The sequence below is a fragment of the Aminobacter sp. GW821-FHT11F06 genome (genome assembly GCF_058808215.1).
In genome coordinates this window covers 182,147-195,311 of the sequence record NZ_JBXARL010000010.1, presented here as the reverse complement: position 1 = coordinate 195,311, position 13,165 = coordinate 182,147, and the positions used below count along the sequence as shown (strand labels likewise).

Annotated in this window: 11 protein-coding genes; 4 read left to right on the top strand and 7 right to left on the bottom strand. The window is 62.6% G+C overall.

Translation table 11 applies throughout. The features are described 5' to 3' along the window. Positions 1–2: 2 nt before the first annotated feature. The 6 genes from AC1RTB_RS22705 to AC1RTB_RS22680 form a co-directional block, all read right to left on the bottom strand. Positions 3–1,106, bottom strand: coding sequence for an ABC transporter ATP-binding protein (locus tag AC1RTB_RS22705; protein WP_492881120.1), 1,104 nt, complete (start codon positions 1,104–1,106; stop codon positions 3–5). 39 nt (positions 1,107–1,145) lie between these two features. Beyond that, positions 1,146–1,880 carry an SMC-Scp complex subunit ScpB gene (gene scpB / locus AC1RTB_RS22700; protein WP_492881119.1) on the bottom strand — a complete coding sequence of 245 codons (735 nt, stop codon included), beginning with the start codon at positions 1,878–1,880 and terminating at the stop codon, positions 1,146–1,148. Beyond that, on the bottom strand, positions 1,877–2,677 hold the full coding sequence (locus AC1RTB_RS22695; protein ID WP_492881179.1) for a segregation and condensation protein A: 801 nt from the start codon (positions 2,675–2,677) through the stop codon (positions 1,877–1,879). Before AC1RTB_RS22695 ends, scpB begins: the two co-directional genes overlap by 4 nt. 346 nt (positions 2,678–3,023) lie before the next feature. Next, a complete protein-coding gene (locus AC1RTB_RS22690) occupies positions 3,024–6,377 on the bottom strand; it encodes an SPOR domain-containing protein (RefSeq protein WP_492881118.1) in 3,354 nt (1,117 codons plus the stop codon). A 106-nt stretch (positions 6,378–6,483) separates the two neighbouring features. Next, positions 6,484–8,241 carry an arginine--tRNA ligase gene (gene argS / locus AC1RTB_RS22685; RefSeq protein WP_492881117.1) on the bottom strand — a complete coding sequence of 586 codons (1,758 nt, stop codon included), beginning with the start codon at positions 8,239–8,241 and terminating at the stop codon, positions 6,484–6,486. 62 nt (positions 8,242–8,303) lie between these two features. Then, positions 8,304–9,524: a deoxyguanosinetriphosphate triphosphohydrolase gene (locus AC1RTB_RS22680; protein ID WP_492881116.1), complete on the bottom strand. Its 1,221-nt coding sequence runs from the start codon at positions 9,522–9,524 to the stop codon at positions 8,304–8,306. A gap of 71 nt (positions 9,525–9,595) precedes the next feature. On the opposite strand from AC1RTB_RS22680, the gene erpA reads away from it, so the two are divergent. Both erpA and AC1RTB_RS22670 read left to right on the top strand, forming a co-directional pair. Next, a complete protein-coding gene (erpA, locus tag AC1RTB_RS22675; RefSeq protein ID WP_492881115.1) occupies positions 9,596–9,943 on the top strand; it encodes an iron-sulfur cluster insertion protein ErpA in 348 nt (115 codons plus the stop codon). Between the two features lie 2 nt (positions 9,944–9,945). Next, entirely contained in the window at positions 9,946–10,329 is a 384-nt protein-coding gene (locus tag AC1RTB_RS22670) for a VOC family protein (RefSeq protein WP_492881114.1), read from the top strand. Between the two features lie 52 nt (positions 10,330–10,381). Here AC1RTB_RS22670 and AC1RTB_RS22665 read toward each other — a convergent pair whose 3' ends face one another. Then, a complete protein-coding gene (locus AC1RTB_RS22665) occupies positions 10,382–11,866 on the bottom strand; it encodes a nucleobase:cation symporter-2 family protein (protein WP_492881113.1) in 1,485 nt (494 codons plus the stop codon). 138 nt (positions 11,867–12,004) lie between these two features. Here AC1RTB_RS22665 and xth point away from each other — a divergent pair, with 138 nt between their 5' ends. Together xth and hmuQ are read left to right on the top strand one after the other, a co-directional pair. Next, complete coding sequence (xth, locus tag AC1RTB_RS22660) at positions 12,005–12,796, top strand: exodeoxyribonuclease III (RefSeq protein WP_492881112.1); 792 nt, start codon at positions 12,005–12,007, stop codon at positions 12,794–12,796. A gap of 47 nt (positions 12,797–12,843) precedes the next feature. Further along, positions 12,844–13,158, top strand: coding sequence for a heme-degrading protein HmuQ (gene hmuQ, locus AC1RTB_RS22655; RefSeq protein ID WP_492881111.1), 315 nt, complete (start codon positions 12,844–12,846; stop codon positions 13,156–13,158). Positions 13,159–13,165 lie beyond the last annotated feature (7 nt).

Below are 13,165 nucleotides of genomic sequence, written 5' to 3'. Positions count from 1 at the left end.
ATCTAGGCTCTTTCGCTTCCGGATTCAAACACTAGAACATCCGCTTTTCGAAGCGACAGCCATATATCACGTGCTTTTGCGGACAAAGCGCCGCAGCGTATGCGCGCCCTCACCGGTGTCTCGGCGCCCGGCACCGCAAGTTCGAGCAATTCGACGACGCCTAGATAGCGCCTGGAGATGATGCGAGCCTGAGTTTCGCCTGTGGTTTCGCTGACATCGATGCCGGTGAGTCGCACCGCGACCGAAACTTGCGTGCCATCGGCGATCTCGGTTTCGACCTCGCCGACCGGCGTGTCGGCATAACCATCGACAACCTTGGCCGAAAAGACGTTGAGCTCGGAGAAAAAGCCGGCGACAAACAGGTTTGCCGGGCGCAGATAAAGATCATCCGCCCTGCCCGTTTGCACCAGCTGGCCATCCTTGAGCAGCGCGATGCGGTCGCCCATGCGCATCGCCTCTTCGGCATCATGGGTGACGACGATCGCTGTTGCGCGGCTTTCGCGCAGGATCGCCAGCGTCTCGGCCCGCACAGAATCCTTGAGGCGCGAATCAAGACCGGAGAACGGCTCGTCCATCAGCAGAACCGCCGGGCGTGGCGCCAGCGCGCGAGCAAGCGCCACGCGCTGCTGCTCGCCGCCGGACAATGCGTGCGGGTAATTGTCGGCATAATGTTCGAGGTCGACGCGGGCGAGCGCGATCAACGCCTCGCGTTTGCCCTCTTCGCGTGACAGCGCGGTCAGGCCAAAACGCACATTGTCCAGAATGGTCAGATGCGGAAACAGCGCGAAATCCTGGAAAACCAGGCCGATGGAGCGTTGCTCCGGTGGCAAAAACACCTGGGGACCAGCTATTTCCTTGCCGTTCAACAGCACCCTGCCCGACTTTTGCGCTTCGATGCCGGCGGCGATCCTGAGCAGCGTCGTCTTGCCGGAGCCGGACGGGCCGAGCAGGCACAACACTTCGCCGGGTTCGGCCGCGAGGGTGACATCGCGCAGCGTCTCGGCACCATTGGCGAAGGAATGGCGGATGTTTTCAAAGGCCAGACGCGCGGCAAAGGTCACGCCCGCTGTCACGCGGGATGTCGTCTGGGCTTGATTGGTCGTCACAGGATGGACCTCCGGGGGCCGGTTCCACACCGGCGCCGGTCAATCATCTGTAACGCGAGGTGTCAACAGGCCAAGCTCCTCCAGATCGATGTCCGTCAGCGGATCCTCGTCGTCGGTGAGCAGATCCGGGTCGGATGGCGGCAGCGGCACGGAGAAGCCGGGCGGCATGCGGGTCGACAGCAGCCCTGCCCCCTTGAGCTCTTCCATACCAGGCAGGTCGCGGATCTCCTCCAACCCGAAATGGTCGAGGAACTTTTCGGTGGTGCCATAGGTCACCGGCCGGCCCGGCGTCTTGCGGCGTCCGCGCATGCGCACCCATTCGGTTTCCATCAGCGTGTCGAGCGTGCCCTTGGAGGTCTCGACACCCCGGATGTCCTCAATCTCGGCGCGGGTCACCGGCTGGTGATAAGCGATCACCGACAGCACTTCGAGAGCCGCGCGCGACAGCTTTTTCTGCTGGATGGTGTCGCGGCTCATCAGGAAGGCAAGGTCGCCGGCGGTACGGAAGGCCCAGGCGTCCGCGACCCGGACGAGATTGACGCCCCGGCGCTCGTAAATGCGCTGCAATTCGGCCATGGCGGCCGGAACGTCGACACCCTCCGGCAGCCGCGATACCAGTTGTCGTTCGCTCACCGGATTGGCGCTGGCAAAGACGATCGCCTCGGCCATGCGCACGGCTTCGGCCAGATGCAGGCGCGCGGCCGGATTCTGCTTGATGGTCTCGCCATCCTCATCGTCGAGGGAGAACGGAACGACGTTTGATCCTTCGGTCATGACGTACCTTCGGTCTGCGCGGCGGCGGGCTGGCGTTCACGCAGATAGATAGGCGCAAACGGCTCGTGCTGGCGGATTTCGACACTTCCGTCGCGGACCATCTCGAGGCTGGCGGCAAAGGAACTGGCGATCGCCGTCGCCCGTTCTTCCGGTCCGGTCATGTATTGGATGAGGAAATGATCGAGCGCGGTCCAATCCTTCAGTTCGCCGACCATGCGCGCGAGGATGTCGCGCGCCTGCTTCAGCGACCAGACACTACGCCTGGCGATCTGCACATTGGTGATCGCCTGGCGCTGGCGCTGGCCGGCATAGGCACTCAAGAGGTCGTAAAGCGACGCCGAATATTCGTTGCGCTTGTCGATGATGACCATTTCCGGCGCGCCGCGCTGGAACACGTCGCGGCCGAGCCGGTTGCGGTTGACCAGCCGCGAAGCGGCATCGCGCATCGCTTCAAGCCGCTTCAGCCGGAACTGCAAGACAGCGGCCAGTTCCTCGCCGCTCTCGCCTTCGTCGCCGGGCAGCTTGGGAATCAAAAGCTTGGACTTGAGGAAGGCGAGCCATGCCGCCATGACCAGATAGTCGGCGGCGAGCTCGAGCCTGATCGCACGTGCCTGCGAAACAAAGGTCAGATATTGCTCGACAAGGGCAACGATCGAAATACGCGAGAGGTCGACGCGCTGGCTGCGCGCCAGATGCAAAAGAAGATCAAGCGGACCTTCGAAGCCGGCAACGTCGACAACCAGCGAAGGGTCGTCCGTCGTACGGTCGTCGGTGTTCTCCGCCCACAGGCGGTCCATCGGTGCGGGCTTTTGCGCCTTGCTATCCAATGCTTCCGCCAAAATCCGTGCCTTCTCCGTGAGACTATGCAACTGCCTCGAAATAATGTCCGAATTCCGCCCACAGCGCCTTTTCGGCGCGTTCAAGCGGCTTCCCGGCGCTATCGTAGTGAAGGACAATATCCGCACCCGCCGCAAGGATTGCCGCAGCCTTTGGCCGGTAATCCCCAGAAAGCGCCTTCGGCGATGTGCGTGATTCGCGCATGAGGCAAGCTTAGCGCCTTTTGGACCGCGATAGAATCACGAGCTGCAAACGAAAACGGCGCAGCCGAGCTGCGCCGTTCCCTGATTTTGTACGTGCCGAGGCTTACTTCGAGACGAAGCAGTTGCCGCCGGCTGCCTTGTAGCTCTCGCACAGGCTGACCGCTTCGTTGCGCGTGCCTGCCGGCACGCGGACGCGCCAGAAAGTGCCCTTGCCGGCGATGTCGGCCTTGACGATGCTCGCCTCGCGACCGTTGAGCACGGTGCCGTATTTTCGCACAAGATCCTGATAGGTCGACTTCGCGGCCTCTTCGCTTGGCTGCGAGGCGATCTGCATTGCCCAGGCACCGGAAGCAGCGGCAGACGGCGCCGAAGGTGCCAATGCGGCAACCTGGTCCGGCTTGACCTCGCCAACGACGTTGACCGGCTGCTGCGAAGGACGCTGCGGCGCGATGGGAGCCGTGGAAGGCGTGTTGGCCGACTGGGCGGGCTTGGCGACAGGCGCCAGCGCGGGCTGGGCCGGCACGGTGCCGGTGGCTTCGCTTGCCGAGGCAACCTGCTGCGGTGCCGGATCGGTAGGCTCGGCCGCTGCAACAGCTGCGGGAGCCGGTTCTTCGCGCGGCACCAGCGTGCCATCAGGCCTCACCACCATGGTGCGGACCTTGCGCGGCGCGACAGCCGATGTCTCGGTGCTGGTGTCCGGCTGATCGGCCTGAGCCGTCTGCGCAACCCGATCCTCGGACTTCGCTGTCGGTGCTGCGTCGGGCTCGTCTGCGTTGAGCGGCAGCGAGTCGGGAATGTTGGCCTCGGCGTCCTGCGCCGCCACATCCACCGGCTCTTCGGTGTTGGTGACAAGCTTTTGCTGAGCCGGAGCGCCGGTCGCCGTACCACCTGCAACGCGGTCATAGACCTTGCTGTCCTGGTTTGGCACGGTCGTGCCGCCGGGGTTTTCCGGCTTGATCTTGATCGGGCTCTCGTCGGCCTTGACGATGACTGGCGTGCCAGCCCCCTCGCCGCCGCCGAACGACAGCGCCCAGGCGCCGATGCCACCGACAATGGCGACCGCGCCAACGACGGCGGCGATCATCATGCCGCGGCGCGCTGGGCTGGATGCAGCCGGCGAGCCGGGCAGCTCTTCGATCGCTTCGTCGAAATCGGGATCGTAGTCGAAATCGTCAGCCGGAGCCTGCTGGCGCGGTGTGTTGCCCTGGCCCTGCTGCATGCCGCCGAGGTCGAAGCCGGTCAGGCGTTCACCGCCCTGCGCCGAGGATTGGCGGGCGCCATACATGGCAGCCGCACCTGCGACAGCACCAGCGGCCGGCGCCGGGAACTCGATCTGCTGCGCGACATCGCCATCACGCAGCGTCTTGCGATCGAAGCCCGTGGCGTATGGATTGGACGCATAGCTCGACGAAGCAGGCTGACTGCTTGTGTCGGTCGAATTCATCTCGTTCATCAGGTTCGAGAACTCGCCGTCGAGATCGTCATAGGCCGGGGCCGGCGGCGCATCGTCCTCGAAGGACAGCTCGGGAATATCGAGGTCGTCGGCAAGGGCAACAGCCTTTTCCGGCACGTCGACAGTCTCGATATCTGGAGCGTCGTCGAAGGACGAAACGGCGGCGAAAAGCTCGGCTTCCAGATCGTCGGTCTCCTCAACAACCGGCTCGTCCTGCTGCACATACGCCTCAGGCTCGTCCTGCTGCGCATATGTCTCAGGCTCAGCCTGCGGCACGTAGGTTTCCGCAGGCGTCACCTCAGGCTCGTAGCTCGCTTGCGGTTGATAGCTCGGCTGCGTTTCGACGGCCGGCGTCGATGCGCGCGGCGCGACCGGCGTGCCCAGGCCCCAGCTGCGGGCCTGCTCATAACGCGAGGCAGCGAGCGGGCGCAGCGGAGCTGCCACGGCAGCGACGGCTGCGGCAGGCGCCACGACTTCGGCAACCTCAGTCACAGCACTGCGTTCCAGGGCCATATCGAAGGCATCGTCGTCAAAGCTGACATCCACGTCGGCCTGATGGTCGTAGCTCGACTCGGAATAGCCAGCATCGGCCTCCACCGGAGCCGCTTCTTCCGCGACCGCATAGTCTTCGACCGGCTGCGCGTCGTAGGACGGCGCATAGCCTGTGTCTTCATATTCTTGTTCTGGCGTAGCGGCCTCGGCAGGCTGCTCTGGTGCCCACAGCGAGCTTGCGAAGCTTGGCCCAGGCTCGACGGCAACCGGCTCGGCGGCGCGCAGCGGCATCGGCTCGGACAGTGCCTTGGCCTGGTTGCTCATGGTGCCGAGCAGCGCGTTCAGCTCGTCCTCGAGGCTGGTATCCTCGGCAGCGGCAACCGGGGCTGCCACCTGCGCGACCTCGGGCTCGTAAGCGGGTTCTTCAAAGGCAACAGGCTCATAAGCCGGTTCTTCATCCTGCAGCGCATCCTGCAAGCGGCGCTCGAACTCGTCATAATCCTGAGCCTGCGCGACGGGCGCTGCTACAGCCTGCGGTTCGTCCACCAGATCGGTGTGGGAAAACGCAATTTCCGGCTCGGCCTGCTGATATTCGCCCAGCGTCAGCTGATCATCGGCAACGGCCTCAACCGTGTAGTTCGCATCGTCATGGGCTGCAAAATCCATGTCGACATCGGCGAGAGCGACATCGAACTCGGCGTCGAGATTGGCTTCGCCCGGGGCTGCATAAGCAACTGGAGCAGCCACATGCCCGACTGTCTCTTCGACTGGCAGCGATTCGTCTTCGCGTGAAAAGTCCTGCTCGAAAGACGCGGCAACCGCATCGTCAAACGCAGCTTCGGGCGCGAAATCGGCTTCAGGCGCGGCTGTGTAGGCAGGCTCCACGGCATAGCCGGGCTCCAGAGCATAAGCCGGTTCCGCTTCATAGGCCGGCTCTTCGGGGCGCAGCAGCTCGTCTTCTAGCGAAAAATCCTGCTCGAAGCTCGCCGCAACAGCGTCATCGAAAGCAGCCTCGGTGGCGAACTCCGGCTCATGGGCGGCCCCCACAGCATAACCGGGCTCTACGGCATAAGCCGGCTCCGCGGCATAGGCCGGCTCTTCGGGGCGCAGGAGCTCGTCTTCAAGCGAAAAATCCTGCTCGAAACTGGCTGCAACCGCGTCATCGAAGGAAGTGGCGCCGAATTCCGGCTCATGGACACGCGCATAGGCGGGCTGCTCGGCCGGAGCATAGGCGACCGGCGCCTCCACGGGCGCATAGACCGTCGGCTCTTCAGCCTGAACATAGGCCGCGACCTGTTCATCGCCGGCCAGTTCGCCGAGCAATTCCTTTTCCAGATCGATGCCGAAATCGTCGTCCATAGCCGGATCCACGTGACCAGCGGGCGCGCCAACATCCTGGCGCACCACGGGCTGGCGTGGATCAAAGCCCATGATCCTCGTCAATTCAGCGAAAGGATCTTCGTCGGCGAAATCGTTCTTGTCTGCGATCTTCAGCTGGGTTCTGTCTGCCATTCGTTTTCCCGAACTCTCGCACTTTTTTCGGACGCAATGAACGTCGCGTAAGGTTGGCCCTTACCAGCGCAATGTGGGCAAAAGGTGACATGCAGTCCCAGAGAACCTAGCGCATTTCGGTCGGTGCATCCGCTCCGATCAACGCCAGGCCTGACGTCAAAACGTCCGAAACAGCCTGCACCAGCCCGAGTCTGGCATAGGTCAATTCTCGGTCGTTAACCTTAACAAACCGTAAGTCCGGGTTGTCGGTGCCACGATTCCAGTGTCCGTGGAAGCTGCTGGCCAGATCATAGAGGTAGAAAGCCAGCCTGTGCGGCTCCATCGACTGGGCAGCGGATTCGATCAGGCGTGGATATTCGGCCAGCTTCTTGACGAGCGCGATCTCGCCTTCGTCGGTCAGCCGCTCGACAGCCCCGATCAGGCCCGGACGCGCAAACTCCGCTTCGCCGAGTTGCTCCTTGGCCTGCCTAAACACCGAATGGCAGCGCGCCGAAGCATACTGCACGTAAAACACCGGATTGTCCTTCGACTGCTCGGTGACCTTGGCGAAATCGAAGTCCAGCGGTGCGTCGCTCTTGCGGTAGAGCATCATGAAGCGGATCGCATCGCGGCCGACTTCCTCGACCACTTCGCGCAGGGTGATGAACTCCCCTGCCCGCTTGGACATGCGCACCGGCTCGCCGTCGCGGTACAGCTTGACCAGCTGGCACAACAGCACGTCGAGCTTCACGGCACCGTCGGTGACGGCGCGTGCGAGCGCTTCCATGCGCTTGACGTAGCCGCCATGGTCAGCACCCAGCACGAACACCAGCTCCTCGAAGCCGCGATCGACCTTGTCCTTGAGATAGGCGACGTCGGCGGCGAAATAGGTGAAGGCACCGTCCGACTTGATCAGCGGCCGGTCCATGTCGTCGCCGACCTCGGTCGAGCGGAACAAAGTCTGCTCGCGATCTTCCCAGTCGTCCGGCTTTTCGCCCTTGGGCGGCGGCAGCTTGCCCTTGTAGATGTGGCCCTTCAGCGTCAGGTCGCTGATCGCCGAGCGGATCGCCTTGGCATTGTCCTCATGCAGCGTGCGCTCGGAGAAGAACACTTCGTGGCGCACGTTGAGCAGCGCCAGATCCTCGCGGATCATCACCATCATGGCGTCGATGGTGCGATCCTTGATGACAGCAAGCGCTTCGTCTTCAGGCTTCTGCAGCAGGTCACGGCCGAATTCCTTGGCCAACGCCTGGCCGACCGGCACGAGATAGTCGCCGGGATAAAGCCCAACCGGTATCTCGCCGACTTCATCGCCAAGTGCCTCGCGGTAGCGCAACATCACCGAACGGCCGAGCACGTCGATCTGCGCGCCGGCGTCGTTGATGTAATATTCCTTGGTCACGTCATAGCCGGCGAAGCCGAGGATATTGGCGAGCGCATCGCCCACCACAGCACCACGGCAATGGCCGACATGCATCGGCCCGGTCGGGTTGGCCGAGACATACTCGACATTGATGCGCTTGGAGTTGCCGAAGCCGGAGCGGCCATAGTCGGCGCCGCGCGACAGCAAGTCGGCCAGATGCTTCTGCCAGAAACCGTCCTGGAGCTTGAGATTGACGAAACCTGGGCCGGCAACCTCAGCCTTCGCCACGTCGGCATCCTTGGCGAGTTCAGCAACCAGACGCTCGGCCAGCGCGCGTGGATTCTGCCCCGTCGGCTTGGCCAGCACCATCGCCGCATTGGTCGCCAGATCGCCATGGGTGGCATCTCGCGGCGGCTCCACGGCAATGCGCGTGAGATCGAGCGCACCGCCATCCCTGGGGGTCAATTCAAGCGCTTCGACGGCTTTGGTGATCCGCTCGCTGAAATCGGCGAAAATATTCATGTGCTCGGCTCTGGCTGGCATTGCGTGGCAACCGGCAAAATATGCCGGAAATTGCGCTCGGCCTAACTCAAATCGGGCGTATGGTCAAACAAACGCCGGTGTTCCTTGATTGCATAGGTGTCGGTCATGCCGGCCAGGAAGTCGGCAACAGCGCGCGCCTTGATGCGGTCCTCGGCCCGGTCGAGCCCCTCGCGCCAGTCCTCGGGCATGGCGCGCGGATCGGCGAAATAGACGTCGAACAGGTCGCGCACGATCCTGTCGGCGTCAGCGCGCACCCGCATCACCTCGGCATGCCGGTACATGTTGCGATAGAGAAAGGCCTTGAGCTCCTTTTCCGAGGCCGCCATCTCCTCCGAAAAGGTCACCATCACCTCCCCGGCCGCCCTGACCTCGTCGGCACTCTCAGGTGCTGCGCGCGCGATCCTGGCGGTGGCGGTCGAAATGACGTCCTCGACAAAAAGCGTGATCTGCCGGCGCATCAGCTCATGGCCGGTGCGCACCGCATCGAGCGCCGGATAGCGCTCGCGCACGCCGCGCAGGATCGAGGCCGGCAGTGACACCTGGTCGAGCATGTCGAGCGTCAGCAGCCCTGCCCGCAAGCCATCGTCTATGTCGTGGGTGTTGTAGGCGATGTCGTCGGCAATCGCCGCGCACTGGGCTTCGAGGCTGGCGAACTGGTCGAGTTCAAGATCATGCAGTTCGGAATAATCGCGGATCGCCTGCGGCACCGGGCCTTTCAAGCCCTTTCCGGCAGCGTCGGTCAGCGGACCATTATGCTTGACCAGCCCCTCCAGCGTCTCCCAGGTCAGGTTGAGCCCATCGAACTCGGCATAACGCCGCTCGAGCCGGGTCACAATGCGCAACGACTGGGCGTTATGATCGAAGCCGCCCCAGGCCGCCATCTTTTCGTTCAGCGCGTCTTCGCCGGTATGGCCGAACGGCGTGTGGCCGAAATCATGAACCAGCGCGATGGCCTCGGCCAGATCCTCGTCGCAGCGCAGGGCGCGCGCCAAAGCACGTGCGATCTGGGCAACTTCGATCGTATGGGTCAGGCGCGTGCGGAAATGATCGCCTTCATGGGCGACGAACACCTGAGTCTTGTGCTTGAGGCGGCGAAAGGCGGTCGAGTGGATGATGCGGTCGCGGTCGCGCTGGAACGGCGTGCGCGTCGGACTTTCGACCTCGTCGAACAAGCGCCCACGCGAGCGCGCGGGATCGCAGGCATAGGCCGCGCGCGGCCGGTAGCCGAAGCCGATATCGCCAAGTTGCCGCTCGCCTGCCATACTCCCCACCTGTTGACTTGCTACAGGTGGCTTCATACCTATCATAAGAAACCGAAAGCAAGGTGACGCCGATGGGCGCTGATGCCAAGACTGCCATGAAAGTCGACATGACCGAAGCCGCGGCCAAGCGGATCGCCAAGATCGTCGCCGGCGATCCCGGCAAGATCGCGCTGCGAATCTCTGTCGAAGGCGGCGGCTGTTCCGGCTTTTCCTACAAGTTCGACCTGGTCGAAGGCCGCAATGACGACGACGTCGCCATCGAACGGGACGGTGCGACGCTGCTCGTCGATGACCTGTCGCTGGTTTATATGGGCGGTTCGGTTGTCGATTTCGTCGACGACCTGATGGGCCAGTCGTTCCAGATCAAGAACCCGAACGCCATCGCCGGCTGCGGCTGCGGCACCAGCTTCTCCATCTAGCCATGCGCCGGGTCGGAGCGCTCCGTCAGGTTGCGCTCTCGGCTGGCCGCGACATCGACGCCACGCTCGCCTTCTGGCTCGACGTGTTCGGCCTGCCCGTGCACGCCCGCTATGACCCGCCCGGCATCGCCTTCATCATGGCCGGTGCCACCAGGTTGTTCTTCACCGGCGGAATACCTCAGGCGACGGTCTATCTCGACATCGTCGACCTCGACAGCTTCTACGAAAAGGCTTCCGACAACGGCGTCGCCTTCACCACCGCGCCAACGCTCGTTCACCGCGATTCTTCGGGAGAATTCGGGCCAGCCGGCGAATGCGAATGGATGGCTTTTCTGAAAGACCCGGCCGGCAACACGATCGGGCTTGTCGAGCGCAAGCCTGGCTGAACCTAAAAAGGCCGCCCGGAGGCGGCCTTTTCCATGCCATGCAACTGCAAGATCACGCTTCCGACGCCATCGCCGCTTCGCGGATTTCGGCGTCATTTTCCTTGGTGCCGTTGAAGAAGGCGTTCAGCACCACCGCCGAAACCGACGCCAGCAGAATGCCCGATTCGATCAGCGGGTGGATGTCGTGCGGCATCCACATCTTGAAGTCGGGCGCCACCAGCGGGATCATGCCGAAACCGATGGAGACAGCGACGACAAACAGGTTGTTGCGGTTGGTCTTGAAGTCGACATTGGACAGGATGCGGATACCGGTCGCCGCCACCATGCCGAACATCACCAGACCGGCACCACCAAGCACCACAGTCGGCAGCGCCTCGACCAGCGCGCCCATCTTGGGCACCAACCCGAGAATGATCAGGATCACACCGCCTGCCACGCAGACAAAGCGGCTCTTGACGCCGGTGACCCCGACAAGGCCGACATTCTGCGAGAAGCTGGTGTAGGGGAAGGTGTTGAACAGGCCACCGATGATGGTGCCGAGGCCGTCGGTGCGCAGGCCCGCCGAAAGCATCGGCTGCGTCACTTTCCTGCCCGTCATGTCGCCCAGAGCCAGGAACATGCCGGTCGATTCGATCATGACGACGATCATGACCAGCACCATGGTGATAATCAGGATCGGATCGAAGATCGGCATGCCGAAGCGCAGCGGGGTGATGAGCTCGAACCAGCCGGCGGACGCCACCTTGTCGAAATGCATCATGCCGAGCGACGCGGTCAGCACGCCGCCGATGACGATGCCAAGCAGCACGGCGATGTTGGCCAAGAAACCCTTGCCGAACTTGGCGATCACCAGGATCGACAGCAGCACAACAGCCGAGACACCGACATTGATCAGCGGCGCATAGGCAGCGTTGGGTGCTGTCGCGGCGAGCGCCAGCTTTGCCGGGATCGGCGGAATGGTCGAGCCTGTGGCGGCAGCCATGTCGGTCACCGTCTTCAGCCACTCGGCATGTTCGGGTGAAACGAGCTTCGGTGCGGTCGGTCCGAAGGGATTGCCAAAGATCCAGTTGATGCCGATGCGCATCAGGGATGCACCGATGACCACGATGATGGTGCCGGTGACGACAGGCGGAAAAAACCGCAACATGCGGCTGACCAACGGGGCAATCAAAAACGCAACGATACCGGCGCCGATGATGGCGCCGAAGATCATGCGGGCGCCCTCCGGCCCCTGGTTGGCGTTGGCCATGGCCACCATCGGACCGACGGCGGCGAAAGTGACGCCCATCATGACCGGCAGCTTGATGCCGAACCACTGGGTCGCGCCAAAGGACTGGATGATGGTGACGAGGCCGCAGACGAAGAGGTCGGCGGAAATCAGGAAGGCGACCTGCTCCGGATCAAGCTTGAGCGCGCGGCCGATGATGAGAGGTACCGCGATTGCGCCGGCATACATGACCAGAACATGCTGGATTCCAAGCGCAGCTAGACGAGGTGCGGGTAGCACCTCGTCCACAGGATGTGGACTGTTGGACATGGCATTTGTTCCCCTTTTGCCAGCCGGTCCAAAGAATGCCGAAGAGGACCGGTTCCCTTCTCCCAAGGGATAGTGCAGGATCGTCTGGAACGGCCGCGCAGGCTATCAATATTTATTTGAAATAATCGCGTGAAATTCATGAAGATCGTGACCTGGAATATCAACGGCGTCAGAGCCCGCATCGAAAACCTGGTGCATTGGCTCAAGGAAAGCGCGCCCGACATCGTTTGCCTGCAGGAAATAAAGACGGTCGACGATCAATTCCCGCGCCTTGAGATCGAAGCGCTTGGCTACAACGTCGAAACACATGGCCAGAAGGGCTTCAACGGCGTCGCTATACTGTCCAAGCTGCGCTTCGACGAGGTCAATCGCGGCCTGCCCGGCGATGATTCAGACGAACAGGCGCGCTTCATCGAGGGCGTGTTTTCCACCGACAAGGGCGCATTGCGCGTCGTTTCGCTCTATTTGCCCAACGGAAACCCCGTCGGCACCGAAAAATTCCCCTACAAGCTGTCATGGATGGCGCGGCTTGAACGTTGGGCGACTGAGCGGCTGGTGCTGGAAGAAGCGCTGGTGCTTGCTGGCGACTACAATGTCATCCCCGAGGCGGTCGACGCCCGCAATATCGAGGTTTGGCTGGGCGACGCGCTGTACCAGCCCGAGACACGCCAGGCGTTTCGCCGGCTGGTGAATCTCGGCTTCACCGAGGCAGTGCGCGCGGTCACCGACCAGCCTGACGTCTATACGTTTTGGGATTATCAGGCCGGCGCCTGGCAAAAGAACAACGGCATCCGCATCGATCACCTGCTGCTGTCGCCCGAAGCGGCGAACCGATTCGCTTCGGCCTCGATCGAAAAGCATGTGCGTGGATGGGAAAAGCCGTCCGACCACGTCCCCGTGGCAATCGACCTCAATTTCGAAGCGGCTTGATGGGGCTAGACCGTGCTTGACGGAAACATGCCCTACGGGAAGATACCATGTACATCGCAATGAACCGCTTCAAGGTGCAGAACGGCACTGAAACCGCCTTCGAAGACATCTGGAAGAACCGCGATTCGACCCTCCACGAGATGAAGGGTTTTCGCGAGTTCCATCTCCTGCGTGGCCCCGTCAACGAGACCGAAGGCTACACGCTCTACGCCTCGCACACAGTCTGGGAGAGCTACGACGATTTCAGCGCCTGGACCAGGTCGGAAAACTTCCGCTCCGCGCACAAGAATGCCGGCTCATCCAAGGCCTCTTATGTCGGCCATCCGCAATTCGAAGGCTTTTCGGTCGTCGAAGGCGCCTGAATCTCCC